The organism is Microbacterium sp. LWH11-1.2 (genome assembly GCF_038397745.1).
Taxonomy (GTDB): Bacteria; Actinomycetota; Actinomycetes; order Actinomycetales; family Microbacteriaceae; genus Microbacterium.
This window is the reverse complement of sequence record NZ_CP151636.1, coordinates 2,403,246-2,428,074: the sequence shown is the minus strand read 5'-3', so window position 1 is coordinate 2,428,074 and position 24,829 is coordinate 2,403,246. Positions and strand designations below refer to the sequence as shown.

Below are 24,829 nucleotides of genomic sequence, written 5' to 3'. Positions count from 1 at the left end.
CGCAGGCGGGTTTCGTGCGGACGCACCGGATGGATCGGCGCCGGCATGGAACGGTGATCGTGTGGACACTCTGTTGCGCGGCGGGCGCGTCATCGACCCTGGCACCGACACGGATCGCATCGCGGACGTGCTGATCTCGGACGGGCGCGTGGCGGCGATCGGTCTCGACCTCGTCGCTCCGACGGATGCCGTCGTGATCGACGTCGGCGGCCTGATCGTCGGCCCGGGCTTCGTCGACCTGCACAGCCACGTGCACTCGATCGCGGGCCAGCGCCTGCAGGCGATGGACGGGGTGACCACCGCGCTCGACCTGGAGGCGGGTCTCATGCCCGTCGACGACGCGATCGCTCGCGCCGAGGCGGAGGGGCGACCGCTCAACTACGGCTTCTCGGCATCCTGGGCGCAGGCCCGTGCGTACGCGCACCTCGACCGGCTCCCCGAGCCGGACATCCACGCCTCGATGGAGCTCCTCGGCGACCAGGAGTGGCAGCGCACATCGAGCCCGACCGAGCGCCGCCGATGGCTGGGCCTGCTCGAGGACGAGCTGACGCGCGGTGCGCTCGGCATCGGCGTCCTCATGGGGTACGCCCCGCGGACCGACCCCGACGAGTATCTGGATGTCGCCCGCCTCGCGGCGTCCGCCGGCGCCCCGACCTTCACCCATGTCCGCGAGCTGATCGAGGCGGACCCCGACACCCCGATCGACGGCACCGAGGAGCTTCTGCGCGCCGCCGGCGAGACGGGCGCGGCCATGCACCACTGCCATGTGAACAGCACGTCACTGCGGCACATCGATCGCGTGCTGGCGCAATTCGAGTCGACCAGATCCGCGGGCTCGCGCGTCACCGTCGAGGCATATCCGTACGGCGCGGGGAGCACCGCGATCGGCGCCTTCTTCCTCGCGCCCGAGAAGCTTCCTGGCCTCGGGATCACGCCGTCGGCCCTGGTGCTCGTCGAGACCGGCGAGCGCATCGCCGACGAGCGGCAGCTCCGCGAGATCCGCGCGACCGACCCCGCAGCCGCCTGCATCGTCACCTTCCTCGATGAAGAGGACCCCGTCGATCGCGCGCACCTGCACCGTTCGCTCGCCTTCCCCGATTCGATCGTGGCCAGCGACGCGATGCCGGTGTTCTGGGCCGCGCGGGATGGGGTTCCCGCCGCGCGCGAGCAGCGGGAGTGGCCCCTGCCTTCCGGCGGCCAGACGCATCCGCGCACCGCCGGCACGTTCAGCAAGTCGCTCCGGCTCATGGTGCGGGAGTCCGGCGCCTGGACCTGGCTCGAGGCCTTCCGCCGCTGCGCCTATCTCCCTGCCCGCGTGCTCGATGAGACGGCGCCCGCGATGCGCCGCAAGGGACATCTGGGGATCGGCGCCGACGCCGACGTGGTCGTGATCGATCCCGTCACCGTCACGGATCGGGCCACCTATCTCGACCCGACGCGCCCATCCCAGGGGATCAGGCACCTCCTGGTGCACGGGAACGCCGTGATCGAAGACGGTCATATGCTGACCGCGGCATATCCCGGGCGGGCCGTGCGAGGAGAAGCCTGATGGGGGACGGACTGCAGGCCCTGCTCGACGAGAGCGCCCGGGAACTCGGCGTCCCCGGCGCGGTGATCGGAATCGTCGACGGCGATCAGGAGCATGTGCTGACGACCGGGGTCGCCGCCGCCGACACCGGCGCCCCGGTGACGGAGAGCACGCTCTTCCAGATCGGGTCGACCTCGAAGACGTTCACCGGGACGGTTGCGATGCACCTGATCGAGAACGGGCTGCTCGAGCTCGACACCCACGTGATCGACGTGCTCCCGGACCTGCGACTCGCGGACGAGACCGCGGCGCAGAGCCTCCGCATCCGGCATCTCCTCACGCACTCCGGAGGATTCTTGGGCGATGCGGACGAGCTGCCGGGGTGGGGCGACGAGGCGCTCGCGCGGAACATCGCGACGTACGGGTCGCTCCCCCAGTTCTTCTCCCCCGGCACCATCGCCTCCTACAGCAACGCAGGGATGCGTCTGCTCGGCCGGGTCATCGAGGTCGTGACCGGCCAGACCTTCGAGGAGGCGGTGCAGCGCATCGTCCTCGATCCGCTCGGCATGACGGAGACCTTCTTCTTCCCGTGGGAGGTGATCACCCGCCCGCACGCCGTCGGGCACGTGCCCGGCGAGGACGGCACGATGGCACCCTTCCCCCTCTGGGGGATCACCCGCGACATGAACGCCGAAGGCGGCATCGTGTCCTCCGTCGGCGACCAGCTCCGCTACGCACGTTTTCACCTGCGCGGCGAGACCGAGGGCACCGCACCGGTCGGTGAGGAGACCCGCCTGCGTATGCAGCAGCCGCAGCTGAGCGCCGGACCGCCTGTCGAAGCCATCGGCCACCCCTGGCTGCTCACCCATCACGGCGACGCCCGAGTCGTCATGCACGGCGGCAACATCTCCGACATCCAGATCAGCGAGTTCCTTCTCGCGCCGGACCATGACCTCGCCATCACGGTGCTCACCAACAGCGGCGGCGGAAAAGCCCTGGGCTCGCGGATCGTCGACTGGTGCTTCGAACATCTGCGGGGCGTCTCGACGACATCCGCCGGGACGGAGCTCCGATCGCCCGACACGCTCGACGAGCTGACCGGCACCTACGACGCCGGCCAGTGGCACTACGACGTGACCAGGGTCGGCGACGCGCTCGATTTCGCGATGGTGTTCTCGCCTCAGATCATTGCGCTCGGTATCCCTCCCCGTCCCCCGATGCGGCTTCGGGTGCGCGCCGACGGCGCGCTGATCACCGACGACGGTCAGGCCGTCGGCCGCACGCTGGATCCCTCGGAAGGCGGACCCGAACTGCTGCACCTGGGCTTGCGCGCGGTGCGTCGGCGCTGATGCCGATCCGCATTGTGCGGAGCCAACGCCGGGACGAGGAACTGTGGTCCCTCCGCACAACGGGTGGAGCCGTGAGTCGCGAATAGTCTCGGCCCATCGCCGTCCTCACCCGACCGACGGCGCTCGTTGAACAGGAGCGCACATGTCCACGCTGTCCGAGATCGGCACCTGGCTGCACGACAATCTCCCCGACCTGATCACCGCCGATCAGGTCCCCGCCGCTTCCGTGGGAATCCTCGCCGACGGCGAGATCGTCACCGCGGCGGCCGGCATCCTGAACAGGAACACCGGCGTCGAGGCCGACGTCGACTCCCTCTTCCAGATCGGCTCGATCACCAAGACCTGGACGACGACCCTCATCATGCAGCTCGTCGACGAGGGGCTGCTCGACCTCGACGCCCCCGTCCGCCAGACCCTCCCCGCGTTCGCCATCGCCGACGAGGCGGCGGCGAGCACCATCACCACCCGGCAGCTGCTGTCTCATGTCGCCGGCTTCGAGGGCGACAGCTTCCTCGACACCGGTGTCGGCGACGACTGCGTCGAGACGTATCTCGCCGTGATCGTCGATGCCCCGCAGCTGTTCGCCCCCGGCGAGCGCTTCTCGTACAACAACGACGCGTTCGTGGTGCTCGGCCGCATCATCGAGGTGCTGCGCGGCAAGCCGTTCGACCACGTCCTCCGCGAGCGCCTGGCCGACCCGCTCGGCCTCACGCATGTCGCCACCGACGCCTCGCAGGCGATCCGGTTCCGCGCGGCGCTCGGTCACGTCGACGCCGAAGACGGCGGCGAGCCCGTGCCCTCCCCCGTCTGGAGCCTGGTGCGCTCCAATGCGCCCGCCGGCGCGATGCTCGCGATGACACCGCGCGACCTGCTGGGCTTCGCGCGTCTGCACCTCGATGAAGGGCTCGCGCCCGACGGCAGCCGCATCCTCTCCGCTGCGAGCGTCCGCGCGATGCAGGAGCGCCAGGTGGATGTTCCCGAGCTGGGCCTGATGGGTGACGCCTGGGGCCTCGGCTGGGAGATCTTCGACTGGGCGGGCGGGCCGGTGATCGGGCACGACGGGGGCACGATCGGCCAGACGGCGTTCCTGCGGATCGTCCCGGGCAGCGGGGTCGCGGTCGCGATCCTCACCAACGGCGGCGCCTCCGCCGCGCTCTACCAGACCCTCATGACGAAGATCCTCGGCGCGGTCGCAGGCGTCGAGGTGCCGCCGCTCCCGGTGCCTTCCGAGGCTCCGGTCGACGTCGATCTCGACCGCATCCTCGGCACCTACTCCTCCTCGGTCTCCGATTCGACCGTCCGCCTCGACGACGACGGTCGGATCTGGCTCGAACGGACCATGAAGGGCGTCTTCGCGGAGTTCGACCCGGCGCCCGAGCCGACCGAGCTCGTCGGCTGGCGCGGCGACAGCCTGATCGCTCGGGTCCCCGAACTCGGTATGCACGTGCCCCACGCCTTCGTCGGCGACGACGGCACCGGGCGAGCGCTCTATCTGCATACCGGCCGGGTCGGACGGAGGGTCGACGCATGATCGCCCGGATGCGTTCCCGCGCCGTCATGGTCGCCGTCGCCGGCGTCACCGCTCTCGTCCTCACCTCCTGCGCGGGACCGCGGGCGTCGAATCAGGGCGGCACGGGCGCGCTCGCCGAGGGCAGGACGTTCGTCAGCATCATCCCCACCGATCCGGGGAGCCTCGATCCGCTGGTCACCGTGATGTCGTACGCGCGGAACATCGATCGGTTCCTCTACTCGCGGCTGATCGAGATGCAGACCGACGGCAGCATCGTCGCCGGTCTCGCCGAGAAGTGGGAGTCCGACACCACATCGGCGACCTTCACTCTGCGCGAGGGACTCACGTGCGAGGACGGGACATCGCTCACCGCGACCGACGTCGCCGCCAACATCTCGTACATCGGCGATGAGGCGAACGGCTCGCCCATGGTCGGACAGCAGGTGCAGGCGGGGACGGTCGCCGTCGGCGATGACGACGCACGCACCGTCACGGTCTCAAGCGGGCGTCCGGATGCCTTCCTGCTCGAGAACGTCGGCAGCATCGCCATCGTGTGTGGTGACGTGCTCGACGATCCGGACGCCCTCGCGAAGGGCGAGGGCGCGACCGGGATGTTCACCATGACCGAGATCATCCCGAACAGCCAGTACACGCTCACCCGACGCGAGGACTTCACCTGGGGACCCGGCGACTGGGACCCGGAGCAGGCAGGACTCCCGGAGAAGGTCGTGTTCCGCATCGTGCCGAACGAGACCACCGCGACCAACCTGATCCTCGCCGGGGAAGCCAATGCCGCCGTGGTCCTGGGCCCGGACAAGAGGCGCCTCGACGATGCCGGGATGTTCCGCACCGACCTTCCCGTCGCCGCCGGGCAGGTGATCTTCAACCAGGCAGAGGGACGCCCCACGGCCGATCAGGCGGTGCGCGAGGCGCTCGTTCAGGCTCTCGATCTCGATCAGCTCCGCCAGATCCTCACCGGCGGGGAGGGGACCGCGTCGAAGAGTCTCGTCACCATCTCGCCGAACCCGTGCCGCGCCGATCTGGTCGACGGGTTCCTGCCGAAGGCCGACCCGGATGCTGCGGCCGATGCGCTCGACGATGCCGGGTGGGTCGTCGGCTCCGACGGCATCCGCGAGAAGGACGGCGAGCGGCTCGCGCTGCACCTGCTGTTCTCCTCGTTGCAGGGCGACGCGGGCAGCGCCGCGGCCGAGCTGATCCAGGCGACCTGGAAGGAGCTCGGCGTCGACCTCAGCATGAAGGGCGGCGATATCCCCGCGATCAGCGAGACCCTCTTCGCCACCGGCGACTGGGATGTCTCCGCCGTGCCGATCTCGGTCTCGCTGCCGAACATGCTCATCCCGTTCTACTCCGGGCCGACACCGCCGAACGGGACGAACTTCGCGTCGATCGAGGACGCCGGGTACACGGCCGCGGTGACGGCGGCATCCGACAAGACGGGTGCGGCAGGCTGCGACGACTGGAACACCGCCGAGAAGGCGCTGCTCTCCTCGACCACCGTCGTGCCCTACGCCGATCAGCTCACCGGGACCTACGGCTACAAGGCGACCTTCGTCGAGAACGACGGCATCGATCCGGCGTCGATCCGGATGTACGAATAGGGACGCTCCGCGGCTTTGGTCGCTGCGTACGAACACACCACGAAGTCTCGTCCCCCCGAACAAACGCCCGAATCCGAGGGACGCATAGTCTCGGGCCCATCGTCGACGGTCTCCCGGCCGCTGATCCCTTCCTTGCAGAGGAGCGCACATGTCCACGCTGTCCGAGATCGGCACCTGGGTGCAGGAGAACCTCGCGGAGCTCATCGCCGCAGACAACGTCCCCGCCGCATCCGTCGGCATCCTCGCCGGCGGGGAGGTCTTCACCGCCGCCGCGGGAATCCTGAACAAGAACACCGGCGTCGAGGCCGACGTCGACTCGGTCTTCCAGATCGGCTCGATCACCAAGACCTGGACCACGACCCTGATCATGCAGCTCGTCGACGAGGGACTCCTCGACCTCGACGCACCCGTGCGCGACACCGTCCCGGCGTTCACGATCGCCGACGACGCCGCCGCGAGCGCGATCACGACGCGTCAGCTGCTCAGCCACGTGAGCGGCTTCGAGGGCGACCTCTTCATCGACACCGGCGTCGGCGACGACTGCGTCGAGAAGTACCTCGCGGCGATCGCCGATGCACCGCAGCTCTTCGCCCCCGGCGAGCGCTTCTCCTACAACAACGCCGCGTTCGTGGTGCTCGGCCGGATCATCGAGGTGCTCAGGGACACGCCGTTCGACCGTGCGCTCCACGAGCACCTGGCCGGACCGCTGAAGCTCACCCACGTCGCGACCGACGCCTCGCAGGCGATCATGTTCCGTGCGGCTCTCGGCCACATCCCGGTCGAAGGCAGCGATGTGCCGGAGCCGGCTCCGGTCTGGAGTCTGGTGCGCTCCAACGCCCCGGCGGGATCGATGCTCGCGATGACGGCACGTGACCTCCTCGGCTTCGCCCGCATGCACATCGACGGCGGCACGGGCCCCGACGGCACGCAGGTGCTGTCGGCGGAGAGCGTCCGGGCCATGCAGGAGCGCCAGGTGGAGCTCCCCGACCTCGGCCTGATGGGCAACGCCTGGGGCTTGGGCTGGGAGATCTTCGACTGGGAGGGCGGCCCGGTCGTCGGGCACGACGGCGGCACGATCGGCCAGAGCGCGTTCCTCCGCATCGTCCCTGGCACCGGCGTCGCCGTCGTGATCCTCACCAACGGCGGATCGCCCGTCTCGCTCTACGCGACCCTGATGACCAAGATCCTCGGTGAGATCGCCGGCGTCACGATGCCCGCCCTCCCCGTGCCGCCGGATTCGCCGGTCGATGTCGACCTGGAGCGCATCCTCGGCACGTACTCGTCCTCGGTCTCCGACTCCGTCGTGCGACAGGACGAGGAAGGCCGGATCTGGCTCGAGCGGACGATGAAGGGCATCTTCGCCGAGCTCGGCCCGGCGCCTGAGCCCGTCGAGCTGGTGGGGTGGAACGGCGACAGCCTCGTTCCCGCCGTCCCCGAACGGGGAATGCACATGCCGCACGCCTTCGTCGGAGACGACGGGTCCGGCCGCGCGCTCTACCTGCACACGGGTCGCGCCGACCGTCGGGTCGACGCATGAGCGCGCCGACCGTCGAGACCACGGACATCGCCGAGATCTTCACGCAGGCCGGCGCCGTCGGCTTCCTCCACGCCGCCGAGATCGGCGTCGTGGACGGGCCGGAGGTGAGCGTGCGCGCCGATGAGCCGGTCGTGCTCGCCTCGGTGTTCAAGATCCTCGTGCTCACCGCCTACGTGCGGGCCGTGGAGTCGAGAGAGCTCGATCCCGTCGGGCGCACCACCGTGACGTCGCGCTACCGGATCGGCGGGGTCGGCACCGCCGGGTTCGCCGACGACGTCGAGGCGAGCTGGCGCGACCTGGCACTCAACATGATGTCGATGAGCGACAACGCGGCGACCGACGTCATCTACCACCGGGTCGGCGCCGAGGCCGTCCGGCAGGTGATCACCGACCTCGGGCTCGAGGGCACGCATCTCGTCGGATGCTGCGAGGAGCTGTTCGACTCGGTGATCGCCGACCTCGGCGGCTCGCCGGGGAGCGATCTCGACGAGCTGCTGGCCGGCGCGACCCCCGAGCAGATCTGGAGCCTGGGCGTCCTGGAGCCCGCACGCACGTCGGCATCCACGCCGCGCGAGGTGACGACGCTGCTGAACGCCCTGTGGACGGACACGGCAGCGCCCGCCGCGGCATCCGCCGCCGCCCGCGAGATCATGGCGCAGCAGATCTGGCCGCATCGGCTCTCCTCCGGTTTCCCCTCCGAGGTGAAGATCGCGGCGAAGACCGGAACGGTCCCCGCGTGGCGCAACGAAGCCGGCGTCGTCACCTATCCCGACGGACGGCAGTACGCGGTCGCGGTGTTCACCCGCGCCGACTCGCTCGCCGAGCGCCTGCCTGCCGTCGACGCGTCGATCGGCCGAGCCGCGTGCGTCGCCGTCGAGCACATCCGCTCGCTCACCCTCTGAAAGACCCGATCCCACCCGAAGCACCACCCACCCCTGCTGGAGGCAACAGATGCGTTCTCGTACCTCGCTGGTCGCTCTCATGGGCGCTGCCGCGCTCGCTCTCACCTCGTGCGCCGCGTCCGGCGCCTCGCCGGGCGGGGGCGGTGACACGGGCGCCCTCGCGGAGGGGAAGACCTTCACCACCGTCATTTCCACCGATCCGGGCAGCCTCGATCCGCTGATCACGGTCATGTCCGTGGCCAGGTCGATCGACCGCTTCCTGTACTCGCGCCTCGTCGAGGTGCAGGACGACGGGAGCGTGGTGTCCGGCCTCGCCTCGGAGTGGGAGGCGGACACCACGACGGCGACGTTCACCCTGCGCGACGGCGTCACCTGCGAGGACGGGACGCCACTGACCGCGACCGACGTGGCGGCGAACATCAGCCACATCGGAGACCCGGCGAACGGCTCCCCGCTCGTCGGCCTTCAGGTGCAGCCGGGCACGTCGGCCGTGGGCGACGACGACGCCGGGACCGTCACCGTCACGAGCGGCCGTCCCGACTCGTTCCTGCTCCAGAACATCGGCAGCATCGCGATCGTCTGCGGCACCGTGCTCGACGACCCGGACGCGCTCGCCAAGGGCGAGGGCGCGACCGGCATGTTCACGATGACCGAGATCATCCCCAACAGCCAGTACACCCTCACCCGCCGCGAGGACTTCACCTGGGGCCCCGGCGACTGGGACCCGGAACAGGCAGGGCTCCCCGAGAAGGTGGTGTTCCGCGTCGTCCCCAACGAGACGACGGCCACCAACCTGCTGCTCTCCGGCGAGGTCAACGCCGCCCTGGTGATCGGACCGGACGCGAAGCGGCTGGAGGATGCCGGGTTGTTCAAGACCGCGCTCCCCGTCGCCGTGGGCCAGATGATCTTCAACCAGGCGGAGGGACGCCCCACCGCCGATCAAGAGGTGCGCGAGGCCCTGATGCAGGCGCTGGATCTCCCCCAGCTGCGGCAGGTGCTCACCGGCGGAGTCGGGACGGTGCCCACCGGGCTCGTCACCATCTCGCCGAACCCGTGCCGTGCCGACGTCGTCGACGGGTTCCTCCCCGAGGTCGACGCGAAGGCGGCGGCGAAGGCGCTCGATGACGCCGGCTGGATCGCCGGCTCGGACGGCATCCGCGAGAAGGACGGGAAGCGGCTCGAGCTGGGGATGATCTACTCCTCGCTGCAGGGCGACGCCGGCAACGCCGGTGCCGAGCTCATCCAGGCGACCTGGAAGGAGCTGGGCGTGGATCTCACCGTGAAGTCGGCCGACTCCCCCACGCTCAGCGAGACGCTCTTCGTCACCGGCGACTGGGATGTCTCCGCGGCACCCATCACGGTGTCCCTGCCCAGCATGCTCGTGCCGTTCTACTCGGGCCCGACGCCGCCGAACGGCACGAACTTCGCGTCGATCGAGAACGCCGACTACACGGCCGCGGTCACGGCCGCGTCGAACAAGGCCGGCGACGAGGGATGCGACGACTGGGGCAAGGCGGAGCAGGCGCTCTACGCCACCACGAGCGTCATCCCGTTCGCGAACCAGGATCGTTCGACGTACGCGCAGAAGGCGACCTTCATCGAGAACGACGGCATCGACCCCGCGTCGATCCGCATGTACGAGTGAGACCGGAAGGCAGCCGATGGCCAGCACCACCGCCACGCAGGCGATATTGATCAGATCCGCACGGTCGGACAACCCCTGGTTGTCCTTCCTGGTCCGTCGCGGGGGGCAGTTCGTCCTCGCGGTGTGGGTGCTGGTCACGGCTGCCTTCCTCATGATCCACCTGGTGCCGGGCGATCCGGTCCGCGCCGCCCTCGGGATGAACGCCCCCGCCGAGCTGGTCGAGGCCCGTCGTGCGGCGCTCGGCCTCGACCAGCCGCTCCCCGTGCAGTATGTGCGCTACATCACCGGACTCTTCACCGGAGACATGGGCACGTCGATGCTGACGAGCCAGCCGGTCAGCGAGATCATCGCGACCCGGCTCCCTGCCACCCTGCAGCTGGCTCTGCTGGCGGTGCTGCTCGTCCTCCTCGTGGCGGTGCCGCTCGGGGTCACGATGGCCGTCGCCACGCGCGGCGGACGACGGCGCGGACTCGAGCTCGGCTTCGCGACGACGAGCGTGGTGCTGGCCGCGATCCCCGAGTTCCTGCTCGCGGTCGGTCTCGTGTACATCTTCGCCGTCTCGCTCGGCTGGTTCCCGGTGGCGGGGAACACCGCACCGCTCTCGCTCGTCCTCCCCGTGCTGGCCCTGGCCATCGGCCCGATCGCGGTGTTCTCCCGGATCATCCGCGTGGAGGTGCTCGCGGTGCTCGGCCAGGACTTCATCCGCACCGCCCGCGCCAAGCGCCTCGCCCCACGCCGCATCTACTCGCGTCACGCGCTGCCCAACGCCATGACGGCGACTCTGACCCTCACCGGGCTGCTGCTGACCGGCATGGTCGCCGGCACCGTGCTCGTCGAGAACGTCTTCGCATGGCCGGGACTCGGCACGATGATCGTGCAATCCATCCTCACCAAGGACTACTCGGTCGTGCAGGGCATCGTCCTCGTCTACGGCATCGGCGTGCTCCTGGTGAACCTCATCATCGACGTGGTGCTCGCACTCCTCGATCCTCGCTCCACGATCCGGGAGGCCTGATGTCCGCGCAGTCGAAATGGCTCGACGTCGTCCGCTCCCCGCTCGGGGCCACCGCGCTCGGGCTGGTGATCCTCGTCGCCCTGACCGCCGTCTTCGCCCCGCTCATCTGGGGTCCGCAGGCCGAGCAGGTCGATCCGACGGCCATCATGCAGGGGCCCAGCGCCGCGCACCTGCTCGGCACCGACTCCCTCGGTCGCGACGTGCTGGCCAGGGTCATGGTCGCCACGCAGCTGTCGATCGTGCTGGCGGTGCTGGCCGTCCTCATCGGCGTCACCGCCGGGACCCTCCTCGGGACGGCGCCGTCGGTGCTCCCGCGCTGGGCAGGACGCTTCATCGCCGGGACCGTGAACATCGCCGTGGCGTTCCCCGGCCTGCTGCTCGCCCTGTTCCTCGCCGTGATCTTCGGCGTCGGCACGACCGGCGCGGTCCTGGCGATCGGCTTCGCCATGGCGCCCCAGTTCGCCCGCCTGACCCAGACCCTCTCCGCCTCGATCGCCGGCCGCGACTTCATCTCGGCCGCACGCGTCGCCGGGGTCTCCCGCGTCCGCGTGCTCATCCGGCACGTCCTGCCCAACATCGGCGAGCCCCTCGTCGTCAACGCGACCGTCAGCGCCGGATCGGCTCTGCTCGCCTTCGCCGGCCTGTCGTTCCTCGGCCTCGGCGTGCAGGTGCCCGCCTACGACTGGGGCCGCCTGCTCGGCGAGGGACTGAACCGCATCTACCTGAACCCGGCAGCGGCGATCGGACCCGCCGTCGCGGTCATCGTCGCCGGCCTCGCGTTCAACCTCCTCGGCGAGACGGCCGCGTCCGTGATCGGCGGGCGCTCGTCCCGCCGTCGCCGCAGGCTTCCCCGCACCGCCCGCACGGGCGACCCCGTTCACGCGCAGGTCGGCGGCGACGACGTGGTGCTCCTCGTCGACGACCTGCGCGTGTCCTTTCCCGGACCCGACGGCTGGCTCACCCCCGTGCGCGGAGTGAGCTTCACCGTCTCGCGCGGCGAGGCGATCGGCGTGGTCGGAGAGTCCGGCTCGGGCAAGAGCCTGACCGCACTCGCCGCAGCGCAGCTCATCGAGCGTCCCGGTCAGGTCACGGCGGCGCAGCTCGCGTTCTGCGGCACGCCGCTGCTCGACGCGCCGGAGCGCTCGGTGCGCAGCCTGCTCGGCACCTCTCTGGCCATGGTGTTCCAGGACCCGATGACCTCGTTCAACCCGACCAGGCGGATCGGGTCGCAGCTCGCGGAAGCCGCCTCCGAGCACCAGGAGGTCACCCGCAGCCAGGCGATGGCCCGCGCCGTCGATCGCCTCCAGGCCGTTCGCGTTCCCGCGGCGGCTCGGCGCGCACGTCAGTACCCGCACGAGTTCTCCGGCGGCATGCGCCAACGCGCCATGATCGCGATGGGACTGATGAACCACCCGAAGCTGATCATCGCCGACGAGCCGACGACGGCGCTCGACGTGACGGTCCAGCGCCAGGTCCTGCAGCTGCTGGCGGGCGTGCGACGCGACACCGATGCGGCGATCCTGCTGATCAGTCATGACATCGCCGTGATCGCGCAGACCTGCGACCGCGTGCTCGTGATGTACGCGGGACGCATCGTGGAGGACCTGCCCGCCGCGCAGCTGCACACCGAGGCCAGGCACCCGTACACCCGCGCGCTGCTCGACGTGGTGCCCGAGCTCGACACCGACCGCTCGGTGCCGCTCAAGATGATCCCCGGGCGCCCGCCCGCACCGGGAGCGTTCCCCGTCGGCTGCGCCTTCGCCGATCGCTGCCCGCTCGCGACCGACCTCTGCCGCGAGAGCGACCCCGAACTCGTCGTCGACGCCGGCGGCCACCGCGTCGCGTGCTGGCATCCGGTGGACGGCGATGCCCCCGCCGCAGACGCCGCGATCCCCGCGGTCACGTCGGCCCTGCCGATCGCCCAGCACGAAGGAGCCGTCCGATGAGCGAACTGCGCTTCGACACCGTGAGCGTGCGGTTCGGAACCCACCGTTCCGGACTCACGGCCGTGGACGGCGTGAGCCTCGTCGTTCCCTCCGGCTCGGTCGTCGGTCTGGTCGGCGAGTCCGGGTCCGGCAAGTCCACGCTCGCCAGGGCCGCCATCGGCCTCTCTCCGATCAGCGAGGGCACCATCACCCTCGACGGCGTCGATGTGCGCCGCTTCCGCCGGAACCGTCCCATCCAGATGGTGTTCCAGGACCCGTTCTCCTCACTCGACCCGAGGATGACGATCGGCGAGTCGATCGCCGAGGCGCTTCCCCGCGACATCCGCAGGCCCGCAGCCCGACGTGCGGAGGTCGCCCGGCTGCTCGAGCTCGTGAGCCTCGATCCCGAGCGCGCGGCATCGCTGCCCGGGGCCCTGTCCGGCGGTCAGCGTCAGCGCATCGCCCTGGCCCGCGCCCTCGCCGCGCGCCCCGAGGTCATCATCGCCGACGAGATCACCTCGGCGCTCGACGTGTCGGTGCAGGGCTCCGTCCTGAACCTGGTCCGCTCGCTGCGCGCCGAGCTCGACCTGACCATGCTCTTCATCTCGCACAACCTGGCGGTGGTGCGGTACCTCAGCGACCACATCGCGGTGATGTATCTCGGCAAGATCGTCGAGGTCGGTCCGACCGATCAGGTGCTCGCCGATCCCCAGCATCCCTATACGAAGGAGCTGCTCGCCTCTGCGCCCACGCGCCACGGCAGCCTGCTGGACATCGATCCGCTCGCGCCCGTCGCCGTGGAGCCGCCCGACCCGCACGCGCCACCCAGCGGATGCCGCTTCCACCCGCGGTGCCCGATCGGGCCCGCCGCGCGACCGGATCGACAGCTCTGCGTCATCTCCGAGCCCTTGCAGCCCTCGGGGAGCGCGGGCGCCGCCTGCCACTTCGCCGGCACGGGAGCGGACCTCCCGGTCGGGACGCCGCCGAACACCACTGCACCGAACACCACTGCACCGAACACCACTGTGCCGAACTCCCAAAGGGCGGCGATCCTTTCGGCCGACGACACAACACTGCTGCCCCTCGCACCAGACACAGTGAACTGACCATCCGATTGGAGCATCCATGAACCGCCGCGTGACCATCGACGACTTCCTCGCGATCACCTCGCCGGAGCAGCCGGCCCTCTCCCCCGACGGTTCGCGCATCGTGTACGCGCTGCGGACGACCGACCGCGACGGCGACAAGGACCAGCGCTCCCTCTGGCAGGTGCCGACGGCGGGTGGCGCTCCGGTGCGCCTCACGCACGGCACGGCGGACTCGTCTCCCGTGTGGAGCCCCGACGGCACCCGGCTCGCGTTCCTCCGCGCCGGAGACAGCGGCGCCCAGCTCTGGCTGCTCCCCGCGAACGGCGGTGAGCCGCGCGCACTCACGTCGCTGCCGCTCGGCGCCGGATCCCCGCAGTGGAGCCCCGACGGCACCCGCATCGCGTTCGCCGCCCCCGTCGACAGCGCGGCGCTGCCCGGCGACGACACGGCGAAGATCCTCGCGCGTCGGTCGGCGCCGGCGGTCGCCGACCGTCTCGGCTACAAGGCGGACGGCGCCGGCAACCTGGGCACGCTCGTCCAGCAGATCCACGTCGTCGCCGTGGACGACGGCGCCGTCACCGTGCTCACGCGCGGCACCGCGCACACGACCGATCCCTTCTGGTCGCCCGACGGCACCCGTCTCGCGTTCTCCTCGGCGCCCGACGATGACGCCGACCTGACGATGCGGATCCAGGTCTTCGTCACGTCGTCGACGGATGCCAACGCCGCACCCGTGCGACTCGGATCCGCCGACACGCAGGCCTCGGTCACGGGGTGGACCGCCGATGGCGCGCACGTCGTGGCGGCGGGACGCACCGACACCGCGATCGGCATCGCCGGTCTGCTGCTCTTCCCGGTCGATGGCGGTGCGCCGGTCGACCTCGCCGCCGCGCTCGACCGCAACGTGATGCCGGGCGGTCCCGGCTACCCCGGCGGCATGCCCCAGCAGGACGATGCGGGGCGCCTGGTGTTCTGCCTGCGCGACAACGGCTATTCGCACCTGTACTCGGTCGCCGCCGACGGGACGGCGGCGCGGGCTCTCGTCGCCGGGACCACCAACGTCTCCGGCCTCTCGGTGTCGGGCTCGCGGGCCGCGGTCGTCGTGGCCACCCCGGACTCCTTCGGCGAAGTGGGCCTGGTCGACCTCGCGGACGGAACCCTGCGCCCGCTCACCGAGTACGGGTCCGTCGACGTCCCGCTCGCCCCGGCTGAGGAGCGTCGCTTCACGATCGCCGACGGCACCGTCGTCACCGGCTGGCTGCGCCGCGACCCCGATGCCCAGGGACCTCTGCCCCTGCTGCTCGACATCCACGGCGGACCGCACAACGCCTGGAACGGCGCCGCCGACCTCACCCATCCGTACCACCAGCTGCTCGCGAACCGCGGATGGGCGATCCTCACGATCAACCCTCGAGGCAGCGACGGCTACGGCGACGCCTTCTTCCGCGCCGTCTCGGGAGGGTGGGGCGTCAACGACGCGAACGACTTCCTGGAGCCGATCGACCAGCTCGTGGCCGAGGGCATCGCCGACCCGGCGCGTCTGGGCGTCACGGGCTACAGCTACGGCGGCTTCATGACCTGCTACCTGACGTCACGCGACGACCGCTTCGCCGCTGCCGTGGCCGGTGGCGTGGTCAGCGACCTCTCCAGCGTCGGCGGCACGTCGGACGTCGGTCACTACCTCTCGGCCAAGGAGAACGGCGGCCTTCCGTGGCGCGACCAGGAGAAGCTGGCGGCCCAGTCGCCCTTCACCCAGGTCGATCGCGTCACCACGCCGACGCTGATCCTGCACGGCGCCGCCGACGATCGCTGCCCCGTCGGGCAGGCCGAGCAGTGGTTCGCCGCGCTGCGCGAACGCGACGTTCCGGCGCGTCTCGTGCTGTACCCCGGTGGTGCGCACCTGTTCCCGCTGTCGGGTCCGCCGTCGCACCGCGCCGACTTCTCGCAGCGGATCGTCGACTGGGTGGAGCAGTACGCCCCGCCTGCCGGAACGCGCATCCGTCCGCGGCTGGACGCGACCCGCTGGCAGCAGCGGCTCAGCACCCTGGCCGAGGCGCACCACGTCCCCGGCGCCACGCTCGGCATCCTGCGCCTCGGCGAGGAGCCGGTGTTCGCGCACCACGGCATCCTCAACGTCCGCACGGGCATCGAGACGACCGACGACTCCGTCTTCCAGATCGGGTCGATGGGCAAGGTCTGGACGGCGACGGCGGCCATGAAGCTCGTCGACGACGGCCTGCTCGACCTCGACGCTCCGGTGGTGCAGTACCTTCCGGAGTTCCGGGCGTCCGACCCCGAGGTCACCCGCACGGTCACGATGCGCCACCTGCTCAGCCACACGAGCGGCATCGACGGCGACGTCTTCACCGACACCGGACGCGGCGACGACACCCTCGAGAAGTACGTCGAGATCCTCGACGGCGTCGCGCAGAACCATCCGCTCGGAGCGACGATGTCTTACTGCAACTCCGGTTTCGTGCTGGCGGGGCGGGTCATCGAGAAGCTCACGGGCACGACCTGGGACCAGGCGATGCGCGACCTCGTGTTCACGCCGCTCGGGCTCACGCATTCGTCGACCCTCCCGGAGGAGGCGATCATGTTCCGCGCGGCCAGCGGGCACACCACGATCGGCGACGACGGGCGGCCTGAGCTCGCCCCGGCATGGATGCTGCCGCGCTCGATGGGTCCCGCAGGGCTGATCAACTCCACGACGGCAGACGTCCTGGAGTTCGCCCGCCTGCACCTCACCGGTGGCCTGTCGGCCGACGGCACCCGGGTGCTCTCGGAGGACAGCGTCGCCCGGATGCAGGAGCGCCAGGTCGCCGTTCCCAACCCGTATTCGATCGGCGACGCCTGGGGCGTCGGGTGGATCCTGTTCGACTGGGACGGCAAGAAGCTCATCGGCCACGACGGCAACACGATCGGGCAGTCGTCGTTCCTGCGCATCCTCCCCGAGGAAGGGCTCGCCGTCACGCTGCTCTCGAACGGCGGGAACACGCGCGACCTGTACGACGAGCTCTTCGACGAGATCTTCTCCGAGCTCGCCGATGTGCACCTGCCCGACGACCTGACGCCGCCGGCCGAGCCGTTCGAGGCCGACTTCTCCGACATCGTCGGCGTCTACGACCGCGCCGGCGTGCGCATGGAGATCTTCGACGAAGACAGCGGTCTGCGGCTGCGCACGGTCGTCACGGGACCGCTCGCGTCGCTCCTGCCCGACCCCATCGAAGAGCATGACCTGATCCCGGTGCGCGAGAACGAGTTCGTGATCCGCCCCGAGGGCACGCAGGCGTGGCAGGCCCTGGTCTTCTATACGCTCGCTACGGGTGAGAAGTACGTGCACTACGGCGTGCGTGCAGCGCCGAAGGTGTCGTGATGATCACGCAGGAGGCGCTCCTCGTCGACACGCTCGTCGCGGACATCGAGACGCTCGTGACCTGCGAGTCGCCGTCGACCGACCTCGACGCCGTGGCCCGCAGCGCGGACGTGACGGCAGAGCTGGGCGAGCGGATCCTCGGCGTCGCGCCGGAGCGGATCGTGCTCGACGGGCGCACCCACCTGCGGTGGCGCTTCGGCGCACCGAGGGTGCTGCTGCTCGGTCATCACGACACGGTGTGGCCGCTCGGATCGCTGCAGACGCATCCGTTCGAGGTGCAGGACGGGGTCCTCCGCGGGCCCGGATGCTTCGACATGAAGACCGGGGTCGTGATGGCGCTGCACGCCGCCGCGGCGCTTGCGGACCGCGACGGGATCAGCATCCTCATCACCGGCGACGAGGAGCTGGGTTCGCCCAGCTCTCGGACGCTGATCGAGGAGGAGGCGCGAGACTGCGACGCGGTGTTCGTGCTGGAGGCCTCGGCCGACGGCGGAGCGCTCAAGGTCGCACGCAAGGGCGTCTCGCTCTACCGCGTCGTGGTGACCGGCCGTGCCGCACACGCCGGACTCGAGCCGGAGCGCGGCGTGAACGCCGCGGTCGAGGCGGCGCACCTCATCCTGGCGGTCGCCGGACTCGGCGATGCGGAACGCGGAACGACGGTGACCCCCACGCTGCTGCATGCGGGGCACACGACCAACACCGTCCCGTCCGACGCGGCGTTCGCCGTCGACGTGCGGGTGCGCACGACCGCGGAGCAGCACAGGGTCGATCAGGCGATCCGTGCGATCGGACCGAGCGTCGACGGCGCCGTCGTGCGGATCGAGGGCGGTGCGAACCGCCGCCCGATGGAGCCCGGTACCTCCGCCACCCTGTTCGCGCGGGCGACCCGGCTCGCGGCCGATGCCGGCCTGACGCCGTTCGACGGCGTCGAGGTCGGAGGCGCGTCCGACGGCAACTTCACCGCCGGTCTCGGCATCCCCACACTCGACGGCCTCGGGGCCGTGGGCGGCGGGGCGCACGCCGACGACGAGCACGTGGTCGTCTCGATGATCCCGGAACGCACGACCCTCCTGACGGCGCTCATCGCCGACGTCCTGGCGGGAGAACAGGAATGAGCACCATGCACACCGTGCCGCAGAGCGCCGCCCAGGACGCGGCGGACGCCGCGAGGGCGGCCGCGTCCGACGCGGGAGTGGAGATCCGTCTCCTCTCCACCGTCGCCGAGTTCGCCGACGTCGCCCGGCTGTTCCAGAGCATCTGGGCCTCCGACGGCAGCCAGTCGCCCGTGAACGTCGAGACCCTCCGGGCGATCTCCAAAGCCGGCAGCTACGTCGGCGGGGCCTATGAAGGCGATGATCTCGTCGGAGCCTGCTTCGGCTTCTTCGCAGCACCGGGACGACGAGCCCTGCACAGCCACATCGCCGGCGTCTCCGAGCGGATGCGGGGCCGCAGCGTCGGCTTCGCCCTGAAGGTCCATCAGCGCTCCTGGGCGATCGATCAGGAGCTCGACGAGATCTCCTGGACGTTCGACCCCCTCATCAGCCGCAACGCCTACTTCAACCTGGTCAAGCTCGCGGCGACCCCGGTGGCGTACCACAGCAACTTCTACGGGCAGATGACGGACACGCTCAACGGCGGCGACGACACCGACCGGATGCTCGTGACCTGGTACGTGCACGATCCGCGCGTGGCCGACGCCTGCCGTGGCACAGCATCCGCCGTCGAGGCGCCCGCGGGCGCCGATCTGCTCACGGTCGACGCCGATCTCGGGCCCGCGCGGCACGAGACCGCGGCGCGGCTCGTGCGGGTGTCGCTGCCACGCGACATCGAGACGCTCCGCACGACCGATCCCGAACGGGCGACGCGGTGGCGGCTCGCCGTGCGCGACACCCTCGGCTCCCTGCTCGAGCAGGGCGCCGAGGTCGTGTCCTTCGACCGCACGGGCACGTACACCATCGACAGAGGAGAAAACCCATGAAGCTCACCGGAATCGAGCTCCGCGTCATCGAGATGCCCCTGGTGGCCCCGTTCCGCACCTCGTTCGGGGTCGAGACCGTCCGCGAGGCGATCCTGGTGCGGGCCGTCACCGACGAGGCGGAGGGCTGGGGCGAGTGCGTGGCGATGAGCGACCCGCTGTACTCCTCCGAGTACGTCGAGGCGAGCCTCGACGTCATCAAGCGCTTCCTGCTCCCGGCCCTGGCCCAGGTCCCCGACCTGGACGCCTCGAAGATCGCCCCCGCCCTGGCGAAGTTCAAGGGACACCGGATGTCGAAGGCGGGCCTCGAGCTCGCCATCCTCGACGCGGAGCTGCGCGCCAGCGGCGTCCCACTCTCGCGTGAGCTCGGCGCCGTCCGCGACACGGTCGACTGCGGCGTCTCCGTCGGCATCATGGACTCGATCCCCGAACTGCTCGACGCGGTAGGCGGGTACCTCGACGAGGGGTACGTGCGCATCAAGCTCAAGATCGAGCCCGGCTGGGACATCGAGCCCGTCCGTGCGGTGCGCGAGAGGTTCGGCGACGACATCCTGCTCCAGGTCGACGCGAACACGGCGTACCGGCGCGGCGACGCCCGGCACCTGGCCAAGCTCGACCCGTTCGACCTGCTCCTGATCGAACAGCCGCTCGACGAGGAGGATCTCCTCGGCCACGCGCAGCTCGCCGCGCTCGTGCAGACGCCGATCTGCCTCGACGAGTCGATCGTCTCGGCCCGCGCGGCCGCCGACGCCATCGCGATCGGCGCCTGCTCGATCGTGAACATCAAGCCGGGACGCGTCGGCGGATACCTCGAGGCTCGACGCATCCACGACGTCTGCCGCGCCAACGAGATCCCCGTCTGGGCCGGCGGGATGCTCGAGACCGGGATCGGCCGGGCCGCCAACGTCGCCCTCGCCGCGCTCCCCGGATTCACGCTGCCGGGCGACACCTCGGGCTCGAACCGCTACTACACGAGCGACATCACCGACCCGTTCGTCGTCGAGAACGGCACCCTGACGGTGCCGACCGGTCCCGGCATCGGTGTGACGCCGCACGCCGATGCGCTCGAGGCCGTCACGACCCGGACCGAGTGGATCACGTTCTGAGGCCGATCCGGACGCAGAATCTGTGGGGCACGACGAAATCCGGATACGATTTCGTCGTGCCCCACAGCCTCGTCTCCCCCCGTCGACGCCTAACCTGGGCCTCGTGCTCATGTCACTGACGACACGGCCCCGTGCCAGCCTCGGCCGTGTGATCGAAGATCTCGGAACCACGCTGCTCGAAGTGGTGAGCGGCAACGCCGATCAGGACACCGAGATCGAGACCGTGGTCATCCATGACGTGCTCGACGACGCGATGCCCATGCGGCGCGCGCTGGTCCTCGGTGTCGGCCTCAGCGACCCGGCGGATATCGCCGCGCTCCTGCACTCGCTCGCGGCGCAGCAGGCGACGGCACTGGTCCTCCGCGCTCCCGTGCGCGCCGACGAGGGTGTGCTCCGCGCCTCGGAGGAGACCGGCATCCCCGTCCTCGCGCTCACCCGAGGGGCGTCCTGGGCGCAGCTCACGGCCATGCTGCGATCCCTGATCGCGGAGGGAGACGTCGGCGATCAGGGGGCGCAGATGCTCGGCGGGATGCCGGCGGGCGACCTGTTCGCGCTCGCCAACGCGATCGCGACGCTACTGAACGCGCCGGTGACGATCGAGGACCGGAACTCCCGGGTCGTCGCCTTCTCGGGTCGGCAGGACGAGGCCGACCCTGCGCGTATCGAGACGGTGCTGGGGCGCCAGGTTCCGGAGCGGTTCACACGTCAGCTCGAGGAGCGCGGCGTCTTCCAGGAGCTGTACCGCAGTGAGGACCCGATCGACGTCGACCCCGTCGGCACGACGGACGGGGCACCCTCGTTCCCCCGGGTCGCCCTGGCCGTGCGCGCCGGCGATGAGATCCTCGGCTCCATCTGGGCCGCCGTGCAGGCTCCGCTCACCAGCGACCGCGTCCGCGCCCTCAAGGACTCCGCGGGTCTCGTGGCGCTGCACCTGCTGCGCCTCCGTGCCGGTGCCGACGTGGAACGACGACTCCGCGCCGATCTGCTCTCGACGATCCTGGAGGGCGGTGTCGGCGCCGTCGACGCCGCCGCCCGGCTGCGCCTGAACGATCATCGCTGCGTCGTGATGGCGCTCTCCGCGGCAGACGAGCAGAGCGACGTTCTGGCGCCGGATGCCAGGACCACGGCGGAGCGGCACCGCATCGCCGACGCGTTCGCCGTGCATCTGGGTGCCGTCTACCTGCGCTCCGCCGTCGCCGTCATCGGCAACGTCGTCTACGCGGTCGTCGGTGTGCGCCCCGACCAGGCCGACACGGATCTGCGCGCCGCCTCGGTCGCCACCGACTTCCTCGGCAGACTCGGCGCCGCCTCCGACATCCGCGTCGGCATCGGCACGCTCGCGGAGGACACATCGAGCATCCCGCTGTCGCGCGTCAACGCCGACCGCGCCCTGCGCGTGCTGCAGAAGTCGTCGGGGAAGGATGCCGTCGCCCTGTTCTCCGCCGTGCAGATGGAAGCCCTGCTGGTGGAGCTCGGCGATCTCGTCCGCGCTCGGGGCGATCAGCCCACCGGCCCGGTGGCGCTGCTGATCGAGAACGATCGGGAACGGGGCACGCACCTCGTCGAGACGCTGGCCGCGTGGCTGGACGCCTTCGGCGATGTCACCGTCGCCGCCGCCCGGGTGTACACCCACCCGAACACCTTCCGCTATCGGCTGCGCCGGCTCGCGGAGATCAGCGGGCTCGACCTCGCCGATCCCGACGCGCGGTTCTCGGCGATGGTGCAGCTCCGACTGCTCGCCCCCGGCGCCCGCTGAGCCGCGTCAGGCTCGAGGAGCGAGCCCGGCGTAGAGCAGCTCCCCGGTCTGGGGATCTGTCATCACGAGAACCGACTCCCCCACCCGGGGGATCTCCAGACGCGAGATGAGCGCGTGGACGGCCACGGCCTGTACGCCGAGCTGCAGCGTGAGCACGACCCGCGGGTTGTCGTTGATCGTCTGGCCGGTGTCCTGCATCGCGAGCACCGTCGCCGGCTGCGTGGGCACGCCGGCCGCCCGCAGCGCCGCCACGTGCTCGGCCTGGTGGATCGACGACGTCGCCTGCTGCATCGCCTCGGTGAACTCGCTCCCCAGGAAGGCCTTGGTCATCTTGCCGAGGAACCCCCGGCCGGCGGCGATGTCGTCGGCCATCTGGAGACCTTCCTCCTGGCGCTCCTGCTGCGACTTGCGGGTGACTCTGAACAGTCCCATGATCCACTCCTTCTCCGAGGTCGTGATCCGAGACTATTCAGGCGCCGAGACTACCGATCACAGAATCCGTGCACCCGCCACGGGCCCGTGCACGTGCAGGGGATCGAGGCCCGCACCACGCAGCGTCGTCTGCACGTCCTGCGCGGTCTCGGGGTCGGGGCAGAGCAGCGCGACGGTGGGGCCCGATCCGGAGACGAGCCCCTGCAGGGCGCCGGCCTCGACTCCCTGGCGGATCACGTCCTCGAGGTCGGGACGCTCGTAGACGGCCGCGGCCTGGAGGTCGTTGAACAGGCCTTCGGCGAGCTGCGCGGCGTCGCCCGAGCGCAGCGCCTGCAGCACCGGGATCGGGACGTCGAGCGACAGCGGAGGATCGTCCGCCAGGGCTCCCTCCTCGTCGCGCAGGATGTCGAGCCGCTCGTAGACGACCGGCGTCGACAGCCCCTGCTCGCTCGTGACCAGGACCCAGTCGAAGCGGCCGCGCGCGAGCGCGGGGTTGAGCTGGTCGCCGCGTCCGGTGCCGACCGCGGTGCCGCCGTGGAGCGCGAACGGCACGTCGGCGCCGAGACGGGCGGCGAGGTCGTGCATCCGCGCCGGCGAGAGTCCGGTGCCCCAGAGCGCGTCGCACGCGACCAGCGCAGCCGCGGCATCCGCCGAGCCGCCGCCCATGCCGCCGGCGACCGGGACGCTCTTGCGGATCTCCAGCGCCACACCGCCGGTGTACTCCGTGGCGGTCGCGAGCAGCTTGGCCGCTCGCATCGCGAGATTCCTGTCGTCGAGCGGCACCGAATCCACGTCCTCGACGCCGGTGACCGTGAGGGAGAAGTCGTCCGCGTGCCGCGCGATCACGTCCTCATAGAGGGAGACCGCCTGGAACACCGTCGCGAGGGCGTGGTAGCCGTCGTCATGACGCCCGCCGACACCGAGGTAGACGTTGATCTTCCCCGGCGCGCGCACGTGCACGGATCCGGCGGACGCGGCGACGCTCATGATCCGGTCACAGCTCCGTCGAGGTCGCCCAGAGATCCACGTCGATGGAACCGGCGAGCTCGTCGATGCGCGCGAGCTCCTCCGCGGTGAGCGCCGGGCCGTTGACCGCGGCGATGTTCTCGTCGAGCTGTTCGGGGCGGGAGGCGCCGATCAGCGCCGAGGCGACGACGGGGCTGCGCAGAGTCCACTGCAGGGCCAGCTGCGCGAGCGACTGGCCGCGGCCCTTCGCGATCTCGTTGAGCGCCCTCAGCGTCTGCACGGCCTCGTCGCCGAGGGGGCCGTCCGGAAGGGATCCGCGCTTCTGCGCACGATCCGCCGTGCCGTCGCCGAGGTACTTGTCGGTGAGCAGACCCTGGGCCAGCGGCGTGAACGCGATGGCGCCGAGTCCGGACTGCTCCAGGGTCTCGGTGAGACCGTCCTCGACCCAGCGGTTCAGGATCGAGTACGCGGGCTGGTGGATGACCAGGGGCGTACCGAGCTCCTGCGCGATCGCGACGGCCTCGGCGGTCCGCTCTGCGCTGTAGGACGAGATGCCGACGTAGAGCGCCTTGCCCTGGCGCACGAGGGTGTCGAGCGCGCCGATCGTCTCGGCGATCGGCGTGACCGGGTCGGCCCGGTGCGAGTAGAAGATGTCGACATGGTCCAGGCCCATCCGGGTCAGGGACTGCTCGGCGCTCGCGAGGATGTACTTGCGGCTGGCGAAATCTCCGTACGGTCCCGGCCACATGTCCCAGCCGGCCTTGGACGAGATGATCAGCTCGTCGCGGTACGGACGGAAGTCCTCCGCGAAGATGCGGCCGAAGTTCTTCTCGGCCGAACCGTAGGGCGGGCCGTAGTTGTTCGCCAGATCGAAGTGCGTGATGCCGCGGTCGAAGGCGTGGCGCAGCAGCGCGCGCTGGTTGTCGAGCGGGATGTTGTCGCCGAAGTTCCACCACAGGCCGAGCGAGATCGGCGGGAGGTAGAGACCCGATGTGCCGACCTGACGGTAGTCGAACTGCTGATAGCGGCTCTCGTCGGCGGTGTACGGACGGTGCAGCTCGGGAACGTCGGGGCGGAAGCGCGGGGAGTCGGTCACCGTG

Annotated in this window: 18 protein-coding genes; 15 read left to right on the top strand and 3 right to left on the bottom strand. The window is 70.5% G+C overall.

What is annotated here, in order from left to right:
• Positions 1-61 precede the first annotated feature (61 nt).
• The 15 genes from MRBLWH11_RS11725 to MRBLWH11_RS11655 all read left to right on the top strand — a co-directional run bounded on the left by MRBLWH11_RS11725 (position 62) and on the right by MRBLWH11_RS11655 (position 22,331).
• Entirely contained in the window at positions 62-1,549 is a 1,488-nt protein-coding gene (locus MRBLWH11_RS11725; protein WP_341945007.1) for an amidohydrolase family protein, read from the top strand.
• Positions 1,549-2,877, top strand: coding sequence for a serine hydrolase domain-containing protein (locus MRBLWH11_RS11720; protein ID WP_341945006.1), 1,329 nt, complete (start codon positions 1,549-1,551; stop codon positions 2,875-2,877). The genes MRBLWH11_RS11725 and MRBLWH11_RS11720 overlap by 1 nt, the downstream gene beginning before the upstream one ends.
• A gap of 142 nt (positions 2,878-3,019) precedes the next feature.
• Positions 3,020-4,408, top strand: coding sequence for a serine hydrolase domain-containing protein (locus MRBLWH11_RS11715; RefSeq protein ID WP_341945005.1), 1,389 nt, complete (start codon positions 3,020-3,022; stop codon positions 4,406-4,408).
• Positions 4,405-6,006, top strand: coding sequence for an ABC transporter substrate-binding protein (locus MRBLWH11_RS11710; protein WP_341945004.1), 1,602 nt, complete (start codon positions 4,405-4,407; stop codon positions 6,004-6,006). The genes MRBLWH11_RS11715 and MRBLWH11_RS11710 overlap by 4 nt, the downstream gene beginning before the upstream one ends.
• Before the next feature lie 148 nt (positions 6,007-6,154).
• Entirely contained in the window at positions 6,155-7,543 is a 1,389-nt protein-coding gene (locus MRBLWH11_RS11705) for a serine hydrolase domain-containing protein (protein WP_341945003.1), read from the top strand.
• Positions 7,540-8,445 carry a serine hydrolase gene (locus MRBLWH11_RS11700; protein WP_341945002.1) on the top strand — a complete coding sequence of 302 codons (906 nt, stop codon included), beginning with the start codon at positions 7,540-7,542 and terminating at the stop codon, positions 8,443-8,445. Before MRBLWH11_RS11705 ends, MRBLWH11_RS11700 begins: the two co-directional genes overlap by 4 nt.
• A gap of 49 nt (positions 8,446-8,494) precedes the next feature.
• The gene (locus tag MRBLWH11_RS11695) at positions 8,495-10,090 is read left to right on the top strand and encodes an ABC transporter substrate-binding protein (protein WP_341945001.1); all 1,596 of its coding nucleotides are present in this window, start codon (positions 8,495-8,497) and stop codon (positions 10,088-10,090) included.
• A gap of 16 nt (positions 10,091-10,106) precedes the next feature.
• A complete protein-coding gene (locus tag MRBLWH11_RS11690; protein WP_116636464.1) occupies positions 10,107-11,105 on the top strand; it encodes an ABC transporter permease in 999 nt (332 codons plus the stop codon).
• Positions 11,105-13,051 carry a dipeptide/oligopeptide/nickel ABC transporter permease/ATP-binding protein gene (locus MRBLWH11_RS11685; protein ID WP_341945000.1) on the top strand — a complete coding sequence of 649 codons (1,947 nt, stop codon included), beginning with the start codon at positions 11,105-11,107 and terminating at the stop codon, positions 13,049-13,051. Before MRBLWH11_RS11690 ends, MRBLWH11_RS11685 begins: the two co-directional genes overlap by 1 nt.
• On the top strand, positions 13,048-14,136 hold the full coding sequence (locus MRBLWH11_RS11680) for an ABC transporter ATP-binding protein (RefSeq protein WP_341944999.1): 1,089 nt from the start codon (positions 13,048-13,050) through the stop codon (positions 14,134-14,136). Before MRBLWH11_RS11685 ends, MRBLWH11_RS11680 begins: the two co-directional genes overlap by 4 nt.
• A 19-nt stretch (positions 14,137-14,155) precedes the next feature.
• Entirely contained in the window at positions 14,156-17,494 is a 3,339-nt protein-coding gene (locus tag MRBLWH11_RS11675; protein WP_341944998.1) for a serine hydrolase, read from the top strand.
• On the top strand, positions 17,494-18,609 hold the full coding sequence (locus MRBLWH11_RS11670; RefSeq protein ID WP_341944997.1) for a M20 family metallopeptidase: 1,116 nt from the start codon (positions 17,494-17,496) through the stop codon (positions 18,607-18,609). Before MRBLWH11_RS11675 ends, MRBLWH11_RS11670 begins: the two co-directional genes overlap by 1 nt.
• The gene (locus tag MRBLWH11_RS11665; protein ID WP_341944996.1) at positions 18,606-19,472 is read left to right on the top strand and encodes a GNAT family N-acetyltransferase; all 867 of its coding nucleotides are present in this window, start codon (positions 18,606-18,608) and stop codon (positions 19,470-19,472) included. The genes MRBLWH11_RS11670 and MRBLWH11_RS11665 overlap by 4 nt, the downstream gene beginning before the upstream one ends.
• On the top strand, positions 19,469-20,575 hold the full coding sequence (menC, locus tag MRBLWH11_RS11660) for an o-succinylbenzoate synthase (protein WP_341944995.1): 1,107 nt from the start codon (positions 19,469-19,471) through the stop codon (positions 20,573-20,575). The genes MRBLWH11_RS11665 and menC overlap by 4 nt, the downstream gene beginning before the upstream one ends.
• Before the next feature lie 148 nt (positions 20,576-20,723).
• Positions 20,724-22,331 (top strand): helix-turn-helix domain-containing protein, encoded by a 1,608-nt coding sequence (locus tag MRBLWH11_RS11655; protein ID WP_341944994.1) that lies wholly within the window; start codon positions 20,724-20,726, stop codon positions 22,329-22,331.
• Between the two features lie 6 nt (positions 22,332-22,337).
• Here MRBLWH11_RS11655 and MRBLWH11_RS11650 read toward each other — a convergent pair whose 3' ends face one another.
• From MRBLWH11_RS11650 to MRBLWH11_RS11640, 3 genes are read right to left on the bottom strand one after another with little or no spacing between them, the layout of a single operon-like run.
• On the bottom strand, positions 22,338-22,763 hold the full coding sequence (locus tag MRBLWH11_RS11650; RefSeq protein ID WP_116636470.1) for a hypothetical protein: 426 nt from the start codon (positions 22,761-22,763) through the stop codon (positions 22,338-22,340).
• Positions 22,764-22,820: 57 nt separating this feature from the next.
• A complete protein-coding gene (locus MRBLWH11_RS11645) occupies positions 22,821-23,750 on the bottom strand; it encodes a 4-(cytidine 5'-diphospho)-2-C-methyl-D-erythritol kinase (RefSeq protein WP_341944993.1) in 930 nt (309 codons plus the stop codon).
• 7 nt (positions 23,751-23,757) lie between these two features.
• Positions 23,758-24,825 (bottom strand): aldo/keto reductase, encoded by a 1,068-nt coding sequence (locus tag MRBLWH11_RS11640; RefSeq protein ID WP_341944992.1) that lies wholly within the window; start codon positions 24,823-24,825, stop codon positions 23,758-23,760.
• Between the last annotated feature and the right edge of the window lie 4 nt (positions 24,826-24,829).

What these genes read in the sequence shown, in the direction of transcription:
- MRBLWH11_RS11665 (WP_341944996.1), top strand. Translation starts at nt 18,606, where the DNA reads ATGAGCACCATGCACACCGTGCCGCAGAGCGCCGCCCAGGACGCGGCG.
- MRBLWH11_RS11710 (WP_341945004.1), top strand. Translation starts at nt 4,405, where the DNA reads ATGATCGCCCGGATGCGTTCCCGCGCCGTCATGGTCGCCGTCGCCGGC.
- MRBLWH11_RS11680 (WP_341944999.1), top strand. Translation starts at nt 13,048, where the DNA reads ATGAGCGAACTGCGCTTCGACACCGTGAGCGTGCGGTTCGGAACCCAC.
- MRBLWH11_RS11715 (WP_341945005.1), top strand. Translation starts at nt 3,020, where the DNA reads ATGTCCACGCTGTCCGAGATCGGCACCTGGCTGCACGACAATCTCCCC.
- MRBLWH11_RS11670 (WP_341944997.1), top strand. Translation starts at nt 17,494, where the DNA reads ATGATCACGCAGGAGGCGCTCCTCGTCGACACGCTCGTCGCGGACATC.
- MRBLWH11_RS11685 (WP_341945000.1), top strand. Translation starts at nt 11,105, where the DNA reads ATGTCCGCGCAGTCGAAATGGCTCGACGTCGTCCGCTCCCCGCTCGGG.
- MRBLWH11_RS11720 (WP_341945006.1), top strand. Translation starts at nt 1,549, where the DNA reads ATGGGGGACGGACTGCAGGCCCTGCTCGACGAGAGCGCCCGGGAACTC.
- MRBLWH11_RS11645 (WP_341944993.1), bottom strand. Translation starts at nt 23,750, where the DNA reads ATGAGCGTCGCCGCGTCCGCCGGATCCGTGCACGTGCGCGCGCCGGGG.
- MRBLWH11_RS11700 (WP_341945002.1), top strand. Translation starts at nt 7,540, where the DNA reads ATGAGCGCGCCGACCGTCGAGACCACGGACATCGCCGAGATCTTCACG.
- MRBLWH11_RS11695 (WP_341945001.1), top strand. Translation starts at nt 8,495, where the DNA reads ATGCGTTCTCGTACCTCGCTGGTCGCTCTCATGGGCGCTGCCGCGCTC.
- menC (WP_341944995.1), top strand. Translation starts at nt 19,469, where the DNA reads ATGAAGCTCACCGGAATCGAGCTCCGCGTCATCGAGATGCCCCTGGTG.
- MRBLWH11_RS11650 (WP_116636470.1), bottom strand. Translation starts at nt 22,763, where the DNA reads ATGGGACTGTTCAGAGTCACCCGCAAGTCGCAGCAGGAGCGCCAGGAG.
- MRBLWH11_RS11705 (WP_341945003.1), top strand. Translation starts at nt 6,155, where the DNA reads ATGTCCACGCTGTCCGAGATCGGCACCTGGGTGCAGGAGAACCTCGCG.
- MRBLWH11_RS11675 (WP_341944998.1), top strand. Translation starts at nt 14,156, where the DNA reads ATGAACCGCCGCGTGACCATCGACGACTTCCTCGCGATCACCTCGCCG.
- MRBLWH11_RS11690 (WP_116636464.1), top strand. Translation starts at nt 10,107, where the DNA reads ATGGCCAGCACCACCGCCACGCAGGCGATATTGATCAGATCCGCACGG.